The organism is Pseudomonadota bacterium (genome assembly GCA_030860485.1).
Lineage (GTDB): Bacteria > Pseudomonadota > Gammaproteobacteria > JACCXJ01 > JACCXJ01 > JACCXJ01.
Map to the genome: position 1 here is coordinate 1 of JALZID010000223.1, position 20651 is coordinate 20651.

The 20651-nt window shown below is 65.3% G+C and carries 22 protein-coding genes; 8 read left to right on the plus strand and 14 right to left on the minus strand.

Features of this window, described 5'->3' with window-relative positions; all coding sequences use genetic code 11:
- The first annotated feature begins 68 nt into the window (after positions 1–68).
- The 3 genes from M3461_13315 to M3461_13325 all read left to right on the plus strand — a co-directional run bounded on the left by M3461_13315 (position 69) and on the right by M3461_13325 (position 3417).
- Positions 69–371: a CCDC90 family protein gene (locus tag M3461_13315; GenBank protein MDQ3775248.1), complete on the plus strand. Its 303-nt coding sequence runs from the start codon at positions 69–71 to the stop codon at positions 369–371.
- Positions 372–923: 552 nt separating this feature from the next.
- On the plus strand, positions 924–3008 hold the full coding sequence (locus M3461_13320; GenBank protein MDQ3775249.1) for a thioredoxin domain-containing protein: 2085 nt from the start codon (positions 924–926) through the stop codon (positions 3006–3008).
- 217 nt (positions 3009–3225) lie between these two features.
- A complete protein-coding gene (locus M3461_13325; protein MDQ3775250.1) occupies positions 3226–3417 on the plus strand; it encodes a hypothetical protein in 192 nt (63 codons plus the stop codon).
- 95 nt (positions 3418–3512) lie between these two features.
- Here M3461_13325 and M3461_13330 read toward each other — a convergent pair whose 3' ends face one another.
- The 4 genes from M3461_13330 to uvrA form a co-directional block, all read right to left on the minus strand.
- Entirely contained in the window at positions 3513–3917 is a 405-nt protein-coding gene (locus M3461_13330) for a hypothetical protein (protein MDQ3775251.1), read from the minus strand.
- An 85-nt stretch (positions 3918–4002) separates the two neighbouring features.
- Complete coding sequence (locus M3461_13335) at positions 4003–4308, minus strand: hypothetical protein (GenBank protein ID MDQ3775252.1); 306 nt, start codon at positions 4306–4308, stop codon at positions 4003–4005.
- 118 nt (positions 4309–4426) lie between these two features.
- A complete protein-coding gene (locus tag M3461_13340; GenBank protein ID MDQ3775253.1) occupies positions 4427–5374 on the minus strand; it encodes a carbohydrate kinase family protein in 948 nt (315 codons plus the stop codon).
- A 32-nt stretch (positions 5375–5406) separates the two neighbouring features.
- Entirely contained in the window at positions 5407–8325 is a 2919-nt protein-coding gene (gene uvrA / locus M3461_13345; GenBank protein ID MDQ3775254.1) for an excinuclease ABC subunit UvrA, read from the minus strand.
- A gap of 61 nt (positions 8326–8386) precedes the next feature.
- Between uvrA and M3461_13350 the strand changes: the two genes are divergently transcribed.
- Together M3461_13350 and ssb are read left to right on the plus strand one after the other, a co-directional pair.
- Positions 8387–9775: an MFS transporter gene (locus M3461_13350; protein ID MDQ3775255.1), complete on the plus strand. Its 1389-nt coding sequence runs from the start codon at positions 8387–8389 to the stop codon at positions 9773–9775.
- Positions 9776–9828: 53 nt separating this feature from the next.
- Positions 9829–10302 carry a single-stranded DNA-binding protein gene (gene ssb / locus M3461_13355; GenBank protein MDQ3775256.1) on the plus strand — a complete coding sequence of 158 codons (474 nt, stop codon included), beginning with the start codon at positions 9829–9831 and terminating at the stop codon, positions 10300–10302.
- Here ssb and M3461_13360 read toward each other — a convergent pair.
- The 3 genes from M3461_13360 to M3461_13370 are packed head-to-tail and all read right to left on the minus strand — an operon-like array spanning position 10299 to position 14175.
- A complete protein-coding gene (locus tag M3461_13360) occupies positions 10299–12221 on the minus strand; it encodes an EAL domain-containing protein (GenBank protein ID MDQ3775257.1) in 1923 nt (640 codons plus the stop codon). The two genes, ssb and M3461_13360, sit on opposite strands and share 4 nt — an antisense overlap.
- A gap of 5 nt (positions 12222–12226) precedes the next feature.
- Positions 12227–12679 (minus strand): response regulator, encoded by a 453-nt coding sequence (locus tag M3461_13365; protein ID MDQ3775258.1) that lies wholly within the window; start codon positions 12677–12679, stop codon positions 12227–12229.
- The gene (locus M3461_13370) at positions 12676–14175 is read right to left on the minus strand and encodes a PAS domain S-box protein (protein MDQ3775259.1); all 1500 of its coding nucleotides are present in this window, start codon (positions 14173–14175) and stop codon (positions 12676–12678) included. Before M3461_13370 ends, M3461_13365 begins: the two co-directional genes overlap by 4 nt.
- A gap of 346 nt (positions 14176–14521) precedes the next feature.
- Between M3461_13370 and M3461_13375 the strand changes: the two genes are divergently transcribed.
- Together M3461_13375 and M3461_13380 are read left to right on the plus strand one after the other, a co-directional pair.
- Positions 14522–14671: an HU family DNA-binding protein gene (locus M3461_13375; GenBank protein MDQ3775260.1), complete on the plus strand. Its 150-nt coding sequence runs from the start codon at positions 14522–14524 to the stop codon at positions 14669–14671.
- 25 nt (positions 14672–14696) lie between these two features.
- Positions 14697–14873, plus strand: coding sequence for a hypothetical protein (locus tag M3461_13380; protein MDQ3775261.1), 177 nt, complete (start codon positions 14697–14699; stop codon positions 14871–14873).
- Between the two features lie 349 nt (positions 14874–15222).
- Here the strand turns inward: M3461_13380 and M3461_13385 are convergent, their stop codons facing one another.
- The 5 genes from M3461_13385 to M3461_13405 form a co-directional block, all read right to left on the minus strand.
- A complete protein-coding gene (locus M3461_13385) occupies positions 15223–15588 on the minus strand; it encodes an EthD family reductase (protein ID MDQ3775262.1) in 366 nt (121 codons plus the stop codon).
- A 241-nt stretch (positions 15589–15829) separates the two neighbouring features.
- A complete protein-coding gene (locus M3461_13390; protein MDQ3775263.1) occupies positions 15830–16309 on the minus strand; it encodes a cupin domain-containing protein in 480 nt (159 codons plus the stop codon).
- A gap of 5 nt (positions 16310–16314) precedes the next feature.
- Entirely contained in the window at positions 16315–16455 is a 141-nt protein-coding gene (locus M3461_13395) for a hypothetical protein (protein ID MDQ3775264.1), read from the minus strand.
- 214 nt (positions 16456–16669) lie between these two features.
- Positions 16670–16888: a hypothetical protein gene (locus M3461_13400; GenBank protein MDQ3775265.1), complete on the minus strand. Its 219-nt coding sequence runs from the start codon at positions 16886–16888 to the stop codon at positions 16670–16672.
- A 260-nt stretch (positions 16889–17148) separates the two neighbouring features.
- Positions 17149–17331 (minus strand): hypothetical protein, encoded by a 183-nt coding sequence (locus M3461_13405; GenBank protein ID MDQ3775266.1) that lies wholly within the window; start codon positions 17329–17331, stop codon positions 17149–17151.
- Between the two features lie 888 nt (positions 17332–18219).
- Between M3461_13405 and M3461_13410 the strand changes: the two genes are divergently transcribed.
- The gene (locus M3461_13410) at positions 18220–18420 is read left to right on the plus strand and encodes a hypothetical protein (GenBank protein ID MDQ3775267.1); all 201 of its coding nucleotides are present in this window, start codon (positions 18220–18222) and stop codon (positions 18418–18420) included.
- Here M3461_13410 and M3461_13415 read toward each other — a convergent pair.
- On the minus strand, positions 18411–19100 hold the full coding sequence (locus tag M3461_13415; protein MDQ3775268.1) for a diguanylate cyclase: 690 nt from the start codon (positions 19098–19100) through the stop codon (positions 18411–18413). The two genes, M3461_13410 and M3461_13415, sit on opposite strands and share 10 nt — an antisense overlap.
- 185 nt (positions 19101–19285) lie before the next feature.
- A complete protein-coding gene (locus tag M3461_13420; GenBank protein MDQ3775269.1) occupies positions 19286–20107 on the minus strand; it encodes an exodeoxyribonuclease III in 822 nt (273 codons plus the stop codon).
- Positions 20108–20651: the final 544 nt, after the last annotated feature.

Here is a 20651-nt window from a genome sequence, read left to right on the forward strand (position 1 = left end):
GGCCAAACTCACTACCAGAAAGGCTTACGGTTTTCGGACCTATCATGGGCTGGAAGTCGCTTTGTATCATGCACTTGGCGCTCTACCGGAACCAAAGTTCACCCACAGATTTTCCTGAGGAGGGCAAACTTAAAGCCGCGGGCGTGCCGCCGGAACAGGCGGAGGCGGAAGCGGCCGTTCTTTCCGAGGTATTGGAAGTCAACCTCAAGGAGCTGGCGACCAAAGAAGACTTGAGATCTGGCCTCAACCAACTAGAAATGAAGCTTGACGCGCGCTTCGAGAAAGTCTTGGGCGAAATCGTGCTGCTCAAGTGGATGCTCGGTATCCTGATCGCTGGTGTCGTTTCGCTGATTATCAAGTCGTTTGTCTGATTTCGTGCCCTTTCCCAGTTTTTAAGCAAGGCGTAGTAGCCAAGCGCCACCGGTGGCCATGCGTCGCGTAGTCCAGAGTTTATCCATCCGCCGTCTATCATGGGTTTCACTACGCTCTACCCATCCTACGCGGCTTGCCGTATGAGGGAGGCCTATCCCCCGAGGAACACCTGGGACTCATCGCCGCCAAAGGTCTTTTCATACGCTGCGTGGCGTTAAGCGGGACGGGTGTCCGGAGCGCTACCACCGTGCCGTCGTATCTCGAGCGGTTATGCCCCGAACGCGATATTGCCACGATAACCGGTCACGCCCGAAGCCCCACTTGCCCCAGGCACCGGTGGACTCGTCCGCGCAAAGGACTGCCACCTCCCTGCCGTGCATCACTTTGCACGGAGGGTGGTGAATCCGGGGGAGTGGAAGCGCATCTGCCGCCGAGACATGAATCGTGATGCGCTCGTCTTCACCGACCGTGCCCGACTGTGATGTAATGGCGTTCGGGGTGCCCCCGGATCAGCCGGTGTTCTGGGTTATGATGCGGCGGAGGAACCAGCGATGAACGCCCTGGCGAACGAAACCAGCCCTTATCTTCTCCAACACGCCGACAACCCGGTGGCCTGGCACCCGTGGGGGCCGGAGGCACTGGAGCGCGCTCGCTCGGAGAACAAGCCCATTCTGCTTTCCGTCGGGTATTCGGCCTGCCACTGGTGCCATGTCATGGCCCACGAGTCCTTCGAGGATGAAGACACGGCGGCGCTCATGAACGCGCACTTCGTGAACATCAAGGTGGACCGCGAGGAGCGGCCCGACCTCGACAAGATCTATCAGATGGCCCATCACTTCTTGAGCGGGCGCAATGGCGGCTGGCCGCTGACCATGTTCTTGACGCCCGGGGACCACACGCCCTTCTTCGGCGGGACCTACTTCCCGCGCGAGCCGCACTACGGCCTGCCGAGCTTCAAAGAGGTGTTGGCCGGGGTGGCGAGGTTCTTCCACGAGCACCCCGAGGACGCCCGCGAGCAGGGCGAGGCCCTGCGGCAGGCCTTGAACGAGCGCGCCGCGCCGGCCGGGCAGGCGGTGCTCGACGACGCGCCCCTCCTCCAGGCGCGGGCCGAGCTCGAACGCGTCTATGACCGCCGCCTCGGGGGCTTCGGCGGGGCGCCCAAGTTCCCGCACCCGACCAGTATCGAGCGCCTATTGCGGCACTATGCTGAAACCGCTAAGGTCGATGCACCCGACCGCGAGGCCCTGCAGATGGCGCTGCACACCTTGCGCGCCATGGCGCAGGGTGGGGTCTACGACCAGCTCGGCGGCGGTTTTTACCGCTATTCGGTCGATGCCGAATGGCGCATCCCGCATTTCGAGAAGATGCTCTACGACAATGCCCAGTTGCTACCGCTGTACGCCGAGGCCTGGCAGTTGACGGGCGAGCCTGTCTTCGAGAAGACCGCCCTCGAGACGGGGGAGTGGGTGATCCGCGAGATGCAATCACCGGAGGGGGGGTTCTACTCCAGTCTCGACGCCGATTCGGCCGGGCACGAAGGCGCCTTCTATGTCTGGTCCCGAGAGGAGGTTCGATCCGCATTGGGTGAGCCGGCCTATCCCCTATTCGCCCGCCATGTGGGCCTGGATCGGCCGCCCAACTTCGAGGGCCACTGGCATTTCTATATCGCAGAGTCGCCGGCCGCGATTGCCGGCGCGCTCGAGACCGAAGAGGCAGGAGTCGTCCGGCACATCGCGGAGGCGAGGACCAGGTTACTCGCCCTACGCGAGCCCCGCATCCGCCCCGGCCGCGACGAAAAGGTCCTGACCTCTTGGAATGCGCTCATGATCCGCGGTCTGGCCATCGCCGGCCGGATATTCCGGCGAGATGATTTCCTGTCGTCCGCCGAGCGCGCGATGGACTTCATCCGCGCCACGCTATGGCGCGACGGGCGACTGCTCGCGACCTATAAAGATGGCCGGGCGCACCTGAACGCCTATCTGGACGACCATGCGTTCCTGATCGATGCGCTGTTGAGCCTGCTCGAAGCGCGCTGGCGCGGGGGGGAGCTGGAGCTCGCGATCGCGCTTTGCGATGTGCTCATCGAGCGCTTCGAAGACCGTGAGGAGGGTGGGTTCTTCTTCACGGCCCACGACCACGAACGTTTGATCGCGCGCCACAAGTCGCTCATGGACGAGGCCCTGCCGGCCGGGGCCGGGGTCGCGGCCTATGGCCTCGGGCGGCTCGGGCATCTCCTCGGTGAGACGCGTTATCTCGCCGCGGCGGAGAGAACGCTGCGCGCGGCGAGCGGCTCGATCGGGCGTTACGCTTCTGGGCATTGCGCCTTGCTGCGCGCCCTGGAGGAATATCGGGTGCCGCCCACGACCATGGTCTTGCGAGGCGGCGGCGAGTTGCTGGCCGAGTGGCAGCGGCGTTGTACCGAGCATTACTCTCCAGCGCGTCTCACGTTCGCCATCCCGGCCGAGGCGCGCGGCCTGCCGGGGGTCTTGGCGCTATGCCACCCGGCGGAGCAGGGCGTCGTCGCTTATGTATGTCAAGGCACGCAATGCGGCGCCCCCATCCGGGACTTGGCGGCGCTCGATGAAGCGATGCGGAAGGAGCTGTCGCCAGATGCGCGTGATAAGGCAAGCCGTTAGCCGCCACGATCGCCCCCGCTCGCTGTACGAAGTCGCCGAGCGGACGCGAGCCGGACAGTCCTTCGATCCGGCGTTATGCGAGGTTCCTGGACGAGTTCTATAGCCATCCGGAACGCCGCCAGGACATGATCTCGGATGAGCCTTGCCCGGTCGGGGTCGTCGAGGATGCCTATCTGGCCACGGTGGCGGAGCACCTGGCCGAGCATTGGCGGCTGCGTTGTCCGGACTGGGTCCATGGCGGGCGGCGTTTTCTGCAACGGCCTTTTTTGCGGGGGGCCTGGAGAATCTCAAGGCCACGCTGCTGGTCGAAAGCCCGGTCGCGTTCCGGCGCCGCATGCTGTTCGTCGGGAGGGACGTGCTCGACCGACCGCGCCGGTTCTCGGCTGCGTCGTCAGTAGCGACGCGGTAAGCTGGGAAGCGGCGGCCGAATCACAGCGACGGGACCTCGGAACGCGCGGCCGTTGGGACCCGCTACGCTCGTCCCCCCTACCGGGGCCGGCCGGGCTACTCCTTCTTCAAGAAGTAATACCCAAACGGCCCCTTCAGGGTCATGGTATCGGGTTTCCTTTCGATGAGGGCGAAGGTATCGCCGTTCGCGGTGACGATCTTGCCGTCCTTGACCTCGAACTTCTCTTCTATCGTCCCTTCACGGCCGCTCTCCGTGAGGCTCTCCGAGAACTTGTAGAGACTGGTCCGAGCCAGGTTCCCGTCGGCCCCGAAGACCCATTTGGAGCCCTCGGGGGCTCGCTTGCCCGTCAGGTAAATAGCGGTCGACTCCAGCACCCAATTGCCGGCGACATCGGCCGGGCCCTGGATCGCGATGCCTTGAGCGTACGTCATCGACGCCGCGAGACCACTTGCAACGATGATATTGCCAATGATGATATTGATAGCTGACCGGCGACGCATGGCCCCTCCCTTCGGATGAACAGCGAGCCGGTATTGTGCCCCCCACGGTCCCCCCCGACAAGGGGAGGACCGACCGTCCGGAGTGTCAGTAGCGACAGCCGGGAAAGTAACGATAGCCAGGGAAGTAGCGGTAGTGGCCATAACGGGGCCATCGATAGTGACGCCCGTGGCCGTAGCCGTAATAGCGGGGGCGGTAGAGCCTACGATGGCCCCTCGGGTACACCTTCTGGTAACCATACCCGGACGATCCGTAACCCGGGGAATAGCCCTCGAAGCCGTTATAGGGGCGCGGTTGGTGTTGATTCCAGCTCCAGGCCAGCACCTCGGGCGCGATCAGTACCAGTCCCGCACCGAGTAGCAATGACAGCATGCGCTTCGATCTCTTGGACACGACAAACCTCCGTTCACGGGTGGCGCCGGTATTTGCCGGCATGTCGCCCACGGTACACGCCCGCGGCTGAACGGCGACTGAACGGGGGGCGTACGCGAAATCGCCCTGCCCCGCCGGGCTAGCGAAATATCTCCGGGGGGCTGGCGCCGAAGCCCTCCTCGTAACGGGCGGCGAGCTCGGAGTGGGCGAAGCGGTGGTTCTGCGTGCCGTGGTGCTCGATCTTGATGGCCCCCATGAGCGAGGCGATGCGCCCGGTGGTCTCCCAATCCAGATCGCGCAGGAGCCCCAGGATCAAACCGGCCCGGTAGGCGTCGCCGCAACCGGTCGGATCGCGCACGGCGCGCGGCTTGGCGGCGGGGATCTCGTAGCGCCTCCCCTCGGCGTAGATGCACGAGCCCTGGGCGCCGAGCGTGACGATGAGCCCGCGTACCCGCTCGCAAAGCGCCTCGGGCGACAGGCCGGTACGCTCGTGCAGGAGCTGCCATTCGTAGTCGTTGACCGTCACGTAGGTCGCGCTGCTCAGGAACCATAGGAGCTCCTCTTTTTCGAACATGGGCAGGCCCTGGCCGGGGTCGAAGATGATCGGTACTTTCGCCTCGGCGAGCGCGGCGGTGTGCTCCAGCATCCCTTCGCGGCCATCGGGGGAGATGATCGCGAGCCGGACGCCATCGAGCGCCGGCAGCGCGTTGTGGTGCGAGTGGCTCATGGCGCCAGGATGGAAGGCCGTGATCTGGTTGTCGTCGAGATCGGTGGTGATGAAGGCCTGGGCCGTCCATTGGTCGGCGATGGTCTTGACATGGCGGCGGGAGATCCCGCAGGCGTCGAGCCAGGCCGCGTAGGCGTCGAAGTCGCGCCCCACGGTCGCCACCGGGAGCGCATCCGCACCCAATAGTTTCAGGTTATAGGCGATGTTCCCGGCGCAACCGCCGAACTCCCGCCGCATCTCCGGGACCAGGAAACACACGTTCAGGATATGGATGCGGTGCGGCAGGATGTGATTCTTGAAGCGATCCTGGAACACCATGATGTTGTCGTAGGCCATCGAGCCGCAAATCAGGGCGGTCATGGACATCGTTCTCCTATGGTTGACGATTGGAGCTATGCCAAGCGCGCGAGGCGCGTGTGCTCGTCCCGGGTGCCGACTGCCTGCCGCGCCAGGACCGGCGCGAGGAAGCGACCGGTGTAGGAGCGCGGGTGGGCCGCCACCGCTTCTGGGGTACCGGTGGCCACGACCTCGCCGCCGCCCTCACCACCCTCGGGGCCGAGATCCACGACCCAGTCGGCGGTCTTGATGACATCGAGGTTATGTTCGATAACGATGACCGTGTTGCCGCGCTCGCATAGCCGTTGCAAGACCGACAAGAGTTGCTCGATGTCGTGGAAGTGGAGGCCGGTCGTGGGCTCGTCGAGGACATAGAGGGTGTGGCCGGTGTCGCGCCGCGACAGCTCTCGCGCCAGCTTGATGCGCTGGGCCTCGCCGCCCGAGAGCGTGGTGGCGTTCTGGCCCAGCTTGATGTAGGCGAGGCCGACGTCGATCAGGGTCTGGAGCTTGGAGGCCACGGCCGGTACCGGATCGAACAAGCGCCTGGCGTCTTCCACGGACAGGCCCAGCACCGCCGCGATGCTCAGGCCTTTGTAGTGGATGTCCAGGGTCTCGCGGTTGTAGCGCGCCCCCTGGCATAGATCACAGGTGACATACACGTCCGGCAGGAAGTGCATCTCGACCTTGATCACGCCGTCGCCCTGGCAGGCCTCGCAGCGCCCCCCGCGCACGTTGAAGCTGAAGCGCCCCGGCGCGTAGCCGCGCGAGCGCGCCTCCGGGATCGCGGCGAACAGATCGCGGATGGGCGTGAAGAGGCCGGTGTAGGTGGCGGGGTTGGAGCGCGGGGTGCGACCGATGGGGCTCTGATCGATGTCCACGACCTTGTCCAGCCATTCCAGGCCCTCGATGCCCCGGTACGGCTTCGGGTCCTCGCCCGCATGATGGAAACGGCGCGCCGCGATCCGGTATAGGGTGTCGTTGACGAGCGTGGACTTCCCCGAGCCGGACACCCCGGTCACGCAGCTCAATAGCCCGGTCGGGAACGCCACATCGATGTCCTTGAGGTTGTTCCCGCTCGCACCCAGGAGGCGCAAGAGCCCGCGCCCATCTATCGATCTGCGCGGGTACGAGATGGGGATGGCGCGACGGCCCGAGAGGTACTGCCCGGTGACCGACTGGGCATGGCGGGCGATGGCATCGGGCGGACCCTGGACCATCACCCGCCCGCCGTGGATCCCGGCGCCTGGTCCCATGTCCACCACATGGTCCGCGGCCCAGATGGCCTCCTCGTCGTGCTCCACCACGATGACGGTGTTGCCGAGGTCGCGGAGCTGGGTCAGGGTGCCGAGCAGGCGCCGGTTATCGCGCTGGTGGAGCCCGATCGAGGGCTCGTCGAGCACGTACATGACCCCGGCGAGGCCGGCCCCGATCTGGCTCGCCAGGCGGATACGCTGCGCCTCGCCGCCGGACAGGGTGTCGGCGCTCCGGTCCAAGGTCAGGTAGTCCAGCCCCACATCGACCAGGAAGCGCAGCCGCTCCTTCACCTCCTTCAGGACCTTGACCGCGATCTGGCCCTTGTGTCCCCCGATCGTCAGGGACTCGAAGAACCGCAACACGGCCTCGACCGGCATGGCCGTGACCTCGGGCAGCGAGCGGCCCCCGACCAGGACATGCCGGGCGGCCAAGGTCAGCCGCGTCCCGCCGCATGCCGGACAGGGTGTCTGCCCGAGGAACTTCGCCAGCTCCTCGCGCACCAGGCTCGATCCGGTCTCCCGGTAGCGCCGCGTGAGGTTCGGGATCACGCCCTCGAAGGGGTGACGCCGCTTGCGGCGTCGGCCTTGGCCATCATCATAGGTAAAGGCGATGGCCTCGCCCCCGCTGCCCTCCAGGACCACCTTACGGACCCGCGCCGGGAGCTGCTTGAAGGGCTTGTCGAGGTCGAAGCCGTAATGGGCCGCGAGATCGGAGAGAAGTTGGAAGTAGTAGCCGTTGCGCCGGTCCCAGCCGGGGATGGCGCCCGCGGGCAGGCAGAGCTCCGGGTGGCGCACCACGCGGGCGGGGTCGAAGAACTCTCGCACCCCGAGCCCGTCGCACTCGGGGCAGGCGCCCGCCGGGTTGTTGAAGGAGAACAGCCGCGGCTCCAACTCGTTCAGGCTATAACCGCAGTGCGGGCAGGAGAAACGCGCGGAGAACACCATCTCCTCGCCCCCGGCCTCGTCCCCTCGGGCCTCGTCCCCTCGAGCATCGTCCCCTCGGGCATCGTCCATACGCACGAGGCGCACCACGCCGCCCGAGATCCGTACGGCGGTCTCGAACGATTCGGCCAGGCGCAGGCGCAGATCGGGCCGGACCCTGAACCGATCCACCACGGCCTCGATGTCGTGCTTTTTGTATAATGCCAGCCCCGGTGCCGCGTCCAGCTCGTGGACCTGAGCGTCGATGCGGGCGCGCACGAACCCCTGCTTGCGCAAGTCATCGATGACCTCCTCGTGCTCGCCCTTGCGCCCCTGCACGACCGGCGCGAGGATCATGAGCCGGGTGCCCTCGGGCAGGGCCAGGACCTGGTCCACCATCTGGCTCACGGTCTGGGCCGCGAGCACCGTGCCGTGGGTGGGGCAGTGCGGCTCGCCGGTGCGGGCGTAGAGGAGCCGCAAATAGTCGTGGACCTCGGTCGTGGTCCCAACCGTGGAGCGGGGGTTGTGGGAGGCGGACTTCTGCTCGATGGCGATCGCCGGCGACAGCCCTTCGATGGTATCGACATCCGGTTTCTGCATCACCGACAGGAACTGCCGCGCATAGGCCGACAGGGACTCGACATAGCGACGCTGGCCCTCCGCATAGATGGTATCGAAGGCGAGCGAGGACTTCCCCGAGCCCGACAGCCCGGTGATGACGATGAGCCGGTCCCGAGGCAGGTCGAGGTCGATGTTCTGGAGATTGTGGGTCCGGGCACCCCGGATGCGGATGGTGTCCATGGCGCACAGGCAGGGTAACCCCTGAATACGAAGGGGCTGAATACTACTGGTCCGAGCACCCATGACGCAAAGGGATGGCCTGTCGAGCCAGGAACCGATGGCGGTCTGCGAGCGGCGCGCCGCGCTGTCGCTCGCGACCTTGTTCTTCTTCCGCATGTTCGGGCTGTTTCTGATCCTGCCCGTGCTGGCGCTGCACGCCCAGCACCTGGGGGGCGCAACCCCTTTCCTCATCGGCATCGCGATGGGCGTCTACGGCCTGACCCAGGCGCTGTTCCAGATCCCCTTCGGGGGCCTGTCGGACCGTTACGGGCGCAAGCCCGTGATCGCGGCCGGGCTTCTCATTTTCGGCCTCGGCAGCGTGCTGTGCGCGGTCTCGGGGCATGTCGCGGGGATCATCGCCGGCCGGGCCCTGCAGGGTGCCGGTGCCATCTCGGCGGCCGTCATGGCGCTCGCTGCGGATCTGACGCGCGAGGAACAGCGCATCAAGGTGATGGCGGTGATAGGCGTAACTATCGGGCTGGCCTTCGCGGCCGCATTCGTCGCCGGCCCGGCCCTCGATGCCGTGCTCGGGCTGCATGGCCTCTTCTGGCTGGCCGCGGGCCTGGCCCTCGGTGGGATTGCGGTCCTGTATCTCCTTGTGCCCGAGCCCGGGCACAGCGCCTTTCATCGCGAGTGCGAGCCGCAGTGGGGTCAGGTGCTCGGTATCCTTGCGAATCGCGATCTCCGGCGGCTCAACGTCGGCATCGGATGCCTGCATTTCCTCTTGACCGCAAGCTTCGTGGTCCTGCCGGTGGTGCTGCGCGATGGCCTGGGTCTCGCCAGTCGGTTGCATTGGGAGGTCTATCTACCGGTATTCGGGTTGTCCATCGTCCTGATGGTGCCGGCCATTCGGGCGGCCCAGCGGCGCGGTCGCGAGGTGTTCCTCGGGGCCGTGGCGCTCGTCGGGATCTCCGAGCTGGGCCTGGCCCTGGGGCATGGGAGCGCGTCCGGGGTATTCCTCATGCTATGGGGCTTCTTTTCGGGGTTCAACTACCTGGAGGCGAGCCTTCCGGCTCTGGTATCGCAGATGGCGCCGGCCGATCGGCGCGGTACCGCGCTCGGCGTCTACGCCATGTCGCAGTTCCTCGGGACCTTCGCGGGCGGCGCGATCGGCGGCCTGCTCTCGGGTTATTCTGGCGCCACCGGCGTGTTCCTGATGTGCGCCGCGCTGGCGCTCTCTTGGTTCGCGTACGCCCGCGGGATGGTGTTGCCGCGGCCGCTGCGCAGCCATGTGGTCAAGGTCGGCCGGCTCACGGCCGCCGAGGCCACGGCGCTCACCGTCAGGCTCGCGGCCGTTGCGGGAGTTAGCGAAGCCGTGGTGGTCGGTGAGGACGGCGTGGCGTTCCTCAAGGTGGACCGAGACACGCTGGACTGGCAGGGATTACGTGACATCTGCGCGGCGCGGGGCTAAGGTCTGCCCAAGCGTATTTCAACGTTGGTTCTTTTCCGTGAGGAGGTATAGCGATGGCAAGGGGTATCAACAAGGTCATTCTCATCGGGAATCTGGGTGCGGAACCCGAGGTGCGGTACATGCCGAGCGGGCAGGCGGTCGCGAACGTGCGGCTCGCGACCAGCGACTCGTGGCGGGACAAGGAGACGGGGGAAAACCAGGAGCGCACCGAGTGGCACCGCGTGGTGTTCTTCGGCAAGCTCGCCGAGATCGTCAAGGAATACCTACACAAGGGCTCGCACGTCTACATCGAAGGGCGGATCCGGACCAACAAGTGGCAGGACCGCGACGGGCACGACCGCTATACCACCGAGATCGTGGCGAACGACATGCAGATGCTGGGCGGCCGCGGCGGCGGCACGACCCCCATGGAGCACGAGCCGCCACCCCACGACGAGGCCCAGGCCCAGAGCCCTGCGTCCGTCTCCTCTGGATCTGGATCGGGGAGCGGCGCGGCGCCGGATCTCGACGACGACATCCCGTTCTAGGGACGGCCGTCCGGGGCCGCCCGAGAACCTCGTGCGGGGTCGTGACGACCCGCGTCCCCGTTTCGAGCCGCATCCCGTCGGCTCGGGACTGCCCGGTCCGGATCGATCGAATGATCGACCGGCGCGGCGGCGCTCCTGTGCCGTCCGGGGGTATCGGTGGGCCGGTGCGGGGACGGCGCACCGAAGTAGTAGCCCTGGGCCTCGTCGCAGCCTTGGACCTCGAGGGCCGAAAACTGGTCGGCGGTCTCGACCCCTTCGGCGATCACCTTCATCTTGAGGCTGTGGGCGAGCGCGATGACCGCGGTGGTGATGGCGGCCGCATCCCCGTCGGTCGTGACTTCCTGGATGAAGCTCCGGTCGATCTTGAGTCGGTCGATCGGGAAGCGCTTGAGATAGCCGAGCGAGGAATAGCCGGTCCCGAAATCATCGATGGCCACCCGTACCCCGAGCGCCTTGAGTCGGCGCAGGACCTCGGCCGCCGCAGCGGGGTTCTCCATGACCGCACCCTCGGTCAGCTCGATCTCCAATCGATCGGCGGGGAGCCCTGCGCGCACGATGGCCTCCTCGATGGTGCGCGCGAGGTGGCGATGGCGGAAATGGCGGGGCGATATGTTCACGGCCACGCGCAGGCCCTCCGACCAGGTCCGTGCCGCGCGGCAGGCTTCTGCCAGCACCCATTCGTCGAGCGGCCCGATGAGCCCGCACTCCTCTGCGATTGGGACGAAGCGCGTCGGTGGGATCAGGCCCATCTCCGGCTGCGGCCAGCGCACCAGGGCCTCGGCCCCCACGGTCTTCAAGGACGCGAGGTCCACGATCGGCTGGTAGTGCAGGCACAGCTCCGCCTGCTCGATGGCACGGCGCAGGCCGGTCTCGATGAGGAGCCGATCCATGGCCTCCCGGTTCATGTCCTCGGTGAAGAATCGATAGCCGTTCTTGCCCTCGCGCTTGGCCCGGTACATGGCCGTGTCGGCATTCTTCATGAGGGTCGAGAGATCGGCGCCGTCCGCGGGAAAGACGCTGATCCCGAGGCTCGCGCCGATGGTGATCTCGTGATGGTCCAGCCGGACCGGCGCCGCCAGGGACTCCACCAGCCGGCGGGCGCTCTTGGCCACCTCGCGCGCGGCGCCGATGTCCTCCAGGAGCACCGTGAACTCGTCGCCGCTGATGCGTGCGAGCGTGTCCTCCGCGCGCAGGCGGTCCTTCATGCGGCTCGCGACCGCCCGCAGCAGGGCATCCCCATGGTCATGGCCCAGGGTGTCGTTGACGAGCTTGAAGTTGTCGAGGTCGATCAGCAGGAGCGCGAGCCTCATCCCATGGCGCTGCGCGCGGCCTATCGCGTGCTGCACGCGCTCGTAGAAGTACCGGCGGTTGGGCAGCTCGGTGAGCGCGTCGTAATTCGCGAGGTGCGCCAGCCGCTCCTCAGCACGCCGGCGCTCCGCGACCTCGACCTCGAGCGCCGCGTTGGCTTGCGACAGCTCGGCGGTGCGAACCTCGATGCGGTGCTCGAGCTCATCGTGCGCCGCCCGCGCCGCCTCCGAGCGGTACCGCTCGATGGCATAGCGGAGGGCGCGCGGCAAGAGATGCCCGTCCAGCTCACGCTTGACGAGGTAGTCCTGAGCGCCCTCGCGGAGCGCCTCTATGCCCAGGGCCTCATCGTCTCGACCGGTCAGGACGATCGCCGGTACGCCGGGGGCCTCGGCCCGGAGCTTGAGGAAGGTCTCGATCCCCTGGCTGTCGGGCAGGCCGAGGTCGGCCAGGATGACATCGATGTCGTCCTCGCCGAGGAGCCGGAGGGCATCCGCGAGCCGCTCTGCGTGGACCAGCGCGAACTCGCAGCCGGTGGCCGGACGGCCGAGGTGCTCGCGCACCAGAAGCGCGTAGCTCGGGTCGTCCTCGACGACGAGCACCCGGATGAACATGTGACTCAGCCCTCGGGCAGAGTGACGACGGTGAACCAGAAGCGCTCGATGGACCGCACGACCTTGGCGAGGCCCTCGAAGTCGAAAAGCTTCGTGACATAGCAGTTGGCGTGGAGCCCGTAGGCCCGCATGACGTCTTCCTCGGCGCTCGAGCTCGTGAGGATGACCACCGGGATGCGCTTGAGCGCCTCGTCCGACTTGATCTCTCGCAGGACCTCGCGGCCGTCCTTCTTGGGGAGGTTGAGATCCAGGAGGATGAGGTCGGGGCGCGGCGCCGTCGGGTAGCGGCCCTCGCGCCGGAGGAACGACAGGGCGTCGATGCCGTTGTCGATCACGTGCAGATCAATGAGCACTTTGGCCTGGTCCAGGGCCTCGCGTGTCATGAGCACATCGCTCGGGCTGTCCTCGATGAACAGCACGGTGACCGGGCGCCCGCCGCGCGCTTCGATCGTCGTCATGCCGGTTGCTCCCCCGCTGGGACCGTGAAATGGAAGGTCGAGCCCCGGCCCGGCGCCGACTCGATCCAGATCCGCCCGCCCCAGCGTTCCACGACCCGCTTGCAGATGGCGAGTCCGATGCCGGTCCCCGGGTACTCGCTGCGGGTGTGCAGGCGCTGAAAGATCCGGAAGACCCGATCGGCGTACTCGGGCTCCATCCCGATCCCGTTGTCCTTGACCGAGATGCGCCATTCGCCCGCGAGGCGCAGGGCGGCGATATGGATGGCGGGTGGCGCATCACCCCGGAACTTGATGGCGTTGCCGACCAGGTTCTGGAAGAGCTGCGTCATCTGCGTCGGCTCTGCCATGACCGTGGGGAGTGGATCGCTTTTGATCTCCGCACCGCTCTCGGCGATCGCCGCCCGGAGCCGGGCGAGGGCATCGCAGAGGACGGCCCCGCAGTCGGTCGGCGAGGGGGCCTCGGCGCGGGTTCCGATGCGCGAGTAGGCGAGAAGATCGTTGATGAGCGCCTGCATGCGCACGGCCCCTTCGACCGCGTGGCGCATGAGATCCTCTGCACGCCCGTCCAGCCGGTCCCGGTACCGTTGTGCCAGGAGGTGCACGCAGCCCGCGACCGCGCGCAGAGGCTCCTGGAGGTCATGGGAGGCGACATAGGCGAACTGCTCGAGATCGCCGTTCGAGCGCGCGAGCTCTGCGGTACGCTCCGCGACCCGATGCTCCAGCAGCGTGTAGCCGTCCTGCAAGACCGCCTCGGCCTCCTTGCGCTCGGTGATGTCGATGCAACCCCCAAGGTAACCGGCGAACTGCCCATCCGCACGGTGGTAAGGCGTCGCGGTGTCGAGGATCCAGCGATAGGCGCCATCGTGGCGCTTGATGCGATACTCGACATGCAAGGGCTCGAGGGCATCGAAGGCCGACTCGTAGGTGGCGACGCAGCGTTTCAGGTCCTCGGGGTGCACGTCCTCGGTCCAGCCGTAGCCGAGCTCCTCCTGGAGGTCCCTCCCGGTGAATCGCAGCCAGCCCTCGCTGAAATAGGTGCAACGCCGGTCGGGCCTCGACATCCAGATCATGAGCGGGGCGCGGTCGGCGAGCGCGCGGAAGCGCGTCTCCTCGGTGCGCTTGTGTTCGCTGAGATCATGCACGACCGCGACGAACACCCGGCGGCCTTGATCGCGCGCCTCGCTCACGGAGAGGTACATCGGAAAGCCGGCCCCGTCCCGGCGGCATCCGATGACCTCGCGTCCGATCGGGCCGGTCGTGCCGGTGCCGCGGGCGAGGTGCGTTTCGATGCCACCCCGGTGCCACTCGCGGTCGGGGGAGGGGATGAGCACCGCGAGGTCCCGGCCCAGCAACTCCTCGCGCGGGTAGCCGAAGAGCCGCTCGGCCGCCGGGTTCAGGTATTCGATGCGGCCGCGCTCGTCGAACTGGACGAGACCCTCGGCGAGCCCCGCGACGATCGCGTCCGCCATGCCCCCGGTCGGCCTGACCCCGATCAACGCCTTGCCCTCAACGCCTCGCCCTCCACCGCCCTCTACTGCATCGTTCGCCACTCGCTACGCGCCCCGCATGATCGCAAGTGTAGCGCATCCGCATCGGGCCCGCCGTCGACGGCCCTCGCCTGTCCGTCACCCCACAGCCCCTACACCCACCCGAAACCCGGCCGGGGTCAGCCCGAACGCGCTCTTCCCACCCCCCTCCCGGACCACCCAACCACCGGCCGGCCCCTCCGACCGTACCTGTTGCCAAGACCCATTGAATTTCCTATCCTTTATCCTTAGTGAGCATGCTCGTTAGGCGCCATCTGACGAAGGGCTCCGGGGATTTGTCCTCCCGGAAGTCGGCGTGAAGCTCAAGCGGGGGCCTGCAATCAAGGCCCGCAAGGGGCGTAATCCACTTACCGGCGAGGAAATCCTGATCAAGGCCAAGCCCGCCACCGTGAAGGTAAGGGCCGTACCCCTTAAGGCGCCTAAAGAACTGCTGCAATCCAACTAACCCAGCTACCGCCTCCGAGGAACCCATGAAAAATGTCGAGATGCATGTCCAGGGGAATATTCTGACTATCCAGATCGATCTCTCCAAAGAATACGGTCCCTCTTCCTCAGGCAAGACCATCATCATCGCCTCTACCGAGGGGAACGTGCCTGTCCCTGAACGCGAGGAGAAGATCGGGTTAAACGTCTACCGTAAAAAGTAAGTATCGGTCTAAGGTCAAGGGCGGGCGAGAACCGAACGCTTCAAGGCACATAGCTTGGCCAAGAGAGGACCGATCAAAATGCTGGATTTTTGCTTAGGAATCCAGACGCTGTGTGAACGTATCGCAGGAAAACCCAGATACGGCTGCATTGTATCTTTCAGCTAACCACGCGCGTTCCCTCTTGAAGCTGGGGAGTCAATGGCATTGCTTGTATGGCGCGCTGAATGGGAAGCCATCGCGCAGGAACCAGAAAAAACCTCTGCTGCGCCGCGAAATAGTCGAGATATGAGAGGCCATTGGGTGATGAGAAAACATCAAGGGATTTTTCATGATCATTGCACAAGACCCTCTATCGACGAGATACAAGCGCTTTCAGCCGGTCCCACACCGATGTACCGCCAGAAATGAGCGTGAGCTCTTTCGCGACAAGAAAAAGCGGCGTCCCGCCACTTGAGAACTTGACGGCATGCTCCATGGTCTCCCGGCCGCCGGCGGACTGCGCGTATGCCTGCAAGGCCTGGAGCGACGGAAGATAGACCTCGGCGATACGGTAGAACGGCAGCCGCGTCCCATTCGAGGTCCCAACGACCCTGGTCGCTACGAACCGTGTCCTACCGACGAGCTTGTCCAAGATCATCGGCACGTGCTCCTCCTGATAGAGCTTCTCGAATGCCTCGAACGTACCGACGTATTCGGACGAGAGTCCGTCGCCGATCGGTACATCCTCGTCCTGGTAAAGGTGCTCGACGTATCGATATCCTGCGGTCGTGGATACATCACCATGAATTTGACGCCAGCCATAACAGCCTCCGAATCATCGTTCTTTCGGTTGCGAGCGGCAGACGGTACTCGGTTTTCGCCTGCCGCCTGCTATCGGTGCGTCACCCTCGCCGCGCCTGATTCCCTGATTTCGCTGCGCTACATCCGGGCTACGATCGGGTCGATTGCTACGATCGTTAACCGGGGTTGGTGAGCTCGGGGACCGGCTCTCCGCGTCCGGCGCGCAGGAACAGGAGCGCGCCCGTGCGTGTGGTCACGGTCCCGTGCCGCGCGCCCTTGGCGGCAAAGTGGTAGTCGCCGGCGCACACGGTGATGTCGCCGATGGTGATCTCGCCCTGAAGTACCAGGCATTCCTCGGGGAAGGTGTGGTCGTGAGCGGGCATGGCCACCCCGGGATCGAGGCGGGCGAGGAGAGAGCGGGCGCCGGTGGTCTCGTCGCGATACGGCATCTTGAATTCGATGCCGGGCATGAACTGGACCCATCCTTCGCCCGCACGGATGGTGCGCAGTCCCTCGTCCCCCATCTCGGCCCGCACGCGGGCCATCAGACGATCGCGCAGCGCCGGGGGCGGCGTAATGGGCTTCAACGCCTCGGCCCATGTCGTGAACAACCGGGGGTCGAAGGCATCGTCCTTGGGGTCTTGTCTTGGCATCATAGGGTTCAGTCTGCGAAGTCAGCCTGGGTTCCAGGGTCCGTTTCAGTTTCTGCCATGGCGTTTCGGATCACGGTCTTGACGCTGCCCATGGGGGCCTGGGTGCAGCGGGCGATCTCCTCGTGGGTCAGCCCGCGAAAGAACGCCATGCTGAGCAACTGCCGCTCCACTTGCGTAAGCCGTTGAAACGCCTTCCATCATGCCGCGCGCCTCAAGCCCCACCAAGGCATCCAGTGGATCGCCGTCGGTGCAGGGCTCGACCCCCAGAGCATACGGGTCGGCGTGGGTCTCGGCCGGATCGCGGCGCCTTAGCAGATCCAGGGCCCGGCTGCGGCAGATCGTGAAGATCCAGGCCATCACCGTTCACCGTGCCAGGCTGTAGCGATCCCATTGCCGCCATACCTGGAGATAGACATCCATGACCACCTCCTCCGCGGTCTCGTGGTGGCCGGTGAAGCGCAGGGCCAGCGCCATCACCCGGCTCGCGGTCGCGTCGTAGAGCGCGGTCAGCGCACTCTCGTCGCGGGCGCCGATGGCCGAGATCAACACCCGCAGCGCCACTTCGTCGGGATCGAAGGCCACGGCGTCCGAGGCCGCTTCCCCGGCTCCGCGGTACCCTCTTGCATGGGCCGATTGTAAGCGTCCAGGGCCGAGGTTCGGGCGCGAGCACCGGAGAACCGCAGAACGGTCCCCTTCTCTTCGTCAATCGATGCTTGGGCCACCGGGGGTGTTCCTTCTCGCCGTCATGCTTCTCACTACGCAAGAAGTTTGAACTTGGATGTCGCTGGGTCGGACGCCCGATACGCAGTGGCTGCGATTTGGGCACCATCCGGGAGCAGGGACTAACAGAAATCCCGCGACACCGTCCGGAGCCCTCCGAGCAGGGCCGCTCGGTCTTCGAGCTTGCGGGCGATGATGGACGACCCCTCGCGTTGCACCTCGCCCGTTACCCCCATGAGCCTCGCCCCGAGCAGGGCCCCGGGGCACGATATCCCGTCTTCTCTTCGAGCCGAAGTCCAACGCACGTCGCTATGCCCCGATGTATCGAGTCGTATCGCTATTGAAGCAGTGGCTGCTGCGCCTTTATCAAAAGGCGTGCGTTCCGAACAGCTTGATTACTAATCGTTGATACCCGATGTTACCTAGGGAAGCATGTATCGGTCGCCCTAACATACGACTCGCTCTGTTTCATGGCAGTGATCACGCATTGCCATTGCTCGGGAGTACGTCCGCCACCAGCTTGGGCACACACCTGTTTTATTAACTTCTGCTTTTGCTCGTCATCCAACCGGAGCTGACTGGCATTGAGCTCCATTGCCTCTGTACACCACGCGATGGATTGGTCGAGTCGAGCGTCGGTACAGCCCGACAGGTTCAAAGAAGAAATCAACGCTAGCGCGCAAATGAAAGACTGTGTGGTCACGACTGCTGTCTTCTTTGTCAAACGAGGTTGCCCTACGATCAGCCTATACCTGCATATAATACCCTGAAGTACGACAGTACCTTCTGCAGCCGCTCGGTTATCTAGCGGCATCGCGCTCTCGCCGTCTGGAGTTAGCGTGCCGCTTTCTCGAGAGCCGGTTGAAGTATAGGAATTTTAAACGCCCTTTTCCGTCAGAAGGGAGGGTACTGCCTGCCCCTCTAGGATGTCAAACATGCGAGTCCTCGGCCTGGAATGGGGGACTTTTTGGGCCCTTCATCGGCTCGAGGCGCCATGTTGCGGGGCGTTGGTCTCGGGCGAGCCAGGGGCAAAGGGAATTGTTCGCTCAGGGAGGTGTGCCGGATGGGTGGGGGGTATCGGTTGGGGATTAGGCCATTTGAAGCCGATCGAATGCCCGCACTGGGGATCGGGCGATGCCCGGGCGGACAAGCCGAGATGCGTGAGGATCTTGGCGGTCACGAGAGGATGTTCGATGGCGCCGATGATCTTCAAAGTGCCGCCGCAGTGGGGGGCACTGCTCGATGTCGATCGAGGCCTTGGAGCACGGCATGCGGTGGTCGGGGAGGGGATCGGCATCGACCGGTTGGTCATGCTCTTCACTGACTCGCGCTCGATCTGCGATGTGCTGCTTTTCTCGCTGCTGCGCCCGAACGCAACCAAACTTCATGGATAGGCGTCTTTGCGAGTGACCCTACGTTTTCTCGCCGAGACGACGATCCGATTCCGGCCCGACTGCTTGGCCTGGTACAGGTTCCGATCGGCGAGCTCGACCACCCCGTCGCGGGTGGTGGCGTCGGTTGGGAAGATCGCCACGCCGCCGCTGACGGTCACGCGCCCAAGCGGCTGGGTCTGCCCGCCCACGAGCTCGGCGGCTTCGATGGCGACGCGCACGGCCTCCGCGAACCGCCGCGCCTCCTCGCGACTGGCGCCGTAGAGGAGCGCCACGAACTCCTCGCCTCCGTAGCCGGCAATAACGTCGCCACGACGCCCGGTGGCGCGCAGGATCTCCGCTACTCGGATCAAGACCGCGTTTCCCGCCTGGTGGCCGTGAGTGTCGTTGTAGTGCTTGAAGTGGTCGGTGTCAAAAAGCACGACGGAGACGGGGTCGCCGGTCGCGCGTGCGCGCTCGAGTTCCAGCTCCAAGCGCTCGTTGAAGAAGCCGAAGTTGTAGAGTCGGGTCAGTGTGTCGGTGATCGCCCGGCGGTGGGTCCGGGAGACCTGTCCGGTCAGGCTCCTCACGATCTGCACTTGCTGCAGCAGCAGCGCTTCCAGGATCTGCGGGCGACGGCGCACCAGCTTGCGAAACTGCGCGGCCGGGACCCGTGCGATGCGGCAAGCCGTCGAGGCGCGCACGCTAGCGGAGCGCAGGTGACGATCCAGGCAGCCCCAGTCCTTACGGAGTTTGGCACCCGGTCTGGCTTAGTGTTTCATGAGCAGAAATTCAACGAAGTCACGCACTTCGTCGTGAAGTTCAAAAGGTAGAGTGTCGAGCAATTCTAACAGCGTTTTGGCGTAGTTAGGAAATTTGGCGTGGGTTGTCAACGGGGCAATGTTTCGTCGGAGGGGCTGGACTGTGATTTGGCGGCGTGCAAGCGGTTCTCGTAATCCATGGTGAGCGTGGCATGGTCGGAAAAGCGCCGATCCCTGTAGATCCGGGTACTTCGTATGGTGCCCGCCAAGGCCGGCGTCACTATCTGGTAGTCGATACGCCATCCGACGTTCTTGGCCCAGGCCTGGCCGCGATTGGACCACCAGGTGTATTGCTCCGGCTCCGCGTTGACGACCCGAAAGGCGTCCACCCAGCCGATCTCGTCGAACACGCGGTCGAGCCAGCCGCGCTCCTCGGGCAGGAAACCGGAGTTCTTCTGGTTGGCACGCCAGTTCTTGAGGTCGATGGGCCTGTGCGCGATGTTCCAGTCGCCGCACAAGAGGTACTCGCGCCCCTCTTGCCGGAGCCCCGCGAGGACGGGCAGCAGGCGCTCGAGGAACGCGAACTTCGCTTGCTGCCGCGCCTGGCTCGAGGACCCCGAGGGGATGTACAGCGACACGACGCTATAGTCCGCGAAATCGGCTCGCAGGTAACGGCCCTCCCGGTCGAAATCTTCCCAGTCGAGCCCGTAGACGACCCGGCGTGGCGCTTTGCGCGTGTATAGGGCCACGCCGCTGTAGCCTTTCTTGTCCGAAAGGTGGAAGAAGCTGTGATAGCCGTGCGGCGCGACCACGCTCGGGCCAAGGTCATCGCGCTGCGCCTTGGTTTCCTGGAGACAGACGACATCGGCATCCTGCTTGGCCATCCAGCGCAGGAAGCCCCTGCGCTCCGCCGAGCGGATCCCGTTGACGTTCAAGGTGATGATGCGCATGGGAGAGCGGGTGTGTCGGTGCGATATTGCCACAGCCGGTCTGGTCGCGCTATCCGAGAGCTTGTGAAAAAAAGTCGCGAGACCGGGCGGTCTACGGGCCTGCGATCAGGGAAGTAAACGTCAGACCTCCGGCGACTGGAAGAGGTTTCGACTCCCGCTCGCTCGGCGAGCCGGTTCCGAGCTCGCCCGAATCGCTCGCGCGGCCGGTCGCGGTGTCCTCCAGCTCCAGCTTTTTTCAGGCCGCTCTGTCGGTCGAGATCCGCGAGCAGTTCCACGAGCCCGCGCACAGTCCCATATCCGGCGACGGGGCTCGCGGTACAGGATCGCAGCACGCGCCCGGCCGGGTTGGAGATCGCGTCCGGTGGTTGCTCCACCCACGGACGCTGTTCTCGCGGTGGGCTCCGGGGTTACGCCTTTGGGGGTTCCGTAAGCGCTATGGGAATAACGGGCACTAGCCCGGGCGCTCCCGGATCTAATCATCCGGCTCGAGAGCGCCCACCATTGCGAGCTTCCCCATGATCTCCGCCGCCGGCGCCTCGCCGTA

What these genes read in the sequence shown, in the direction of transcription:
- M3461_13340 (MDQ3775253.1), bottom strand. Translation starts at nt 5,374, where the DNA reads ATGACCGCCCTGATTTGCGGCTCGATGGCCTACGACAACATCATGGTG.
- M3461_13330 (MDQ3775251.1), bottom strand. Translation starts at nt 3,917, where the DNA reads ATGCGTCGCCGGTCAGCTATCAATATCATCATTGGCAATATCATCGTT.
- M3461_13315 (MDQ3775248.1), top strand. Translation starts at nt 69, where the DNA reads ATGCACTTGGCGCTCTACCGGAACCAAAGTTCACCCACAGATTTTCCT.
- M3461_13420 (MDQ3775269.1), bottom strand. Translation starts at nt 20,107, where the DNA reads ATGCGCATCATCACCTTGAACGTCAACGGGATCCGCTCGGCGGAGCGC.
- ssb (MDQ3775256.1), top strand. Translation starts at nt 9,829, where the DNA reads ATGGCAAGGGGTATCAACAAGGTCATTCTCATCGGGAATCTGGGTGCG.
- M3461_13320 (MDQ3775249.1), top strand. Translation starts at nt 924, where the DNA reads ATGAACGCCCTGGCGAACGAAACCAGCCCTTATCTTCTCCAACACGCC.
- M3461_13350 (MDQ3775255.1), top strand. Translation starts at nt 8,387, where the DNA reads ATGACGCAAAGGGATGGCCTGTCGAGCCAGGAACCGATGGCGGTCTGC.
- M3461_13395 (MDQ3775264.1), bottom strand. Translation starts at nt 16,455, where the DNA reads ATGGCGTTCTTTCGCGGGCTGACCCACGAGGAGATCGCCCGCTGCACC.
- uvrA (MDQ3775254.1), bottom strand. Translation starts at nt 8,325, where the DNA reads ATGGACACCATCCGCATCCGGGGTGCCCGGACCCACAATCTCCAGAAC.
- M3461_13380 (MDQ3775261.1), top strand. Translation starts at nt 14,697, where the DNA reads ATGAAAAATGTCGAGATGCATGTCCAGGGGAATATTCTGACTATCCAG.
- M3461_13410 (MDQ3775267.1), top strand. Translation starts at nt 18,220, where the DNA reads ATGGCGCCGATGATCTTCAAAGTGCCGCCGCAGTGGGGGGCACTGCTC.
- M3461_13365 (MDQ3775258.1), bottom strand. Translation starts at nt 12,679, where the DNA reads ATGACGACGATCGAAGCGCGCGGCGGGCGCCCGGTCACCGTGCTGTTC.
- M3461_13390 (MDQ3775263.1), bottom strand. Translation starts at nt 16,309, where the DNA reads ATGATGCCAAGACAAGACCCCAAGGACGATGCCTTCGACCCCCGGTTG.
- M3461_13360 (MDQ3775257.1), bottom strand. Translation starts at nt 12,221, where the DNA reads ATGTTCATCCGGGTGCTCGTCGTCGAGGACGACCCGAGCTACGCGCTT.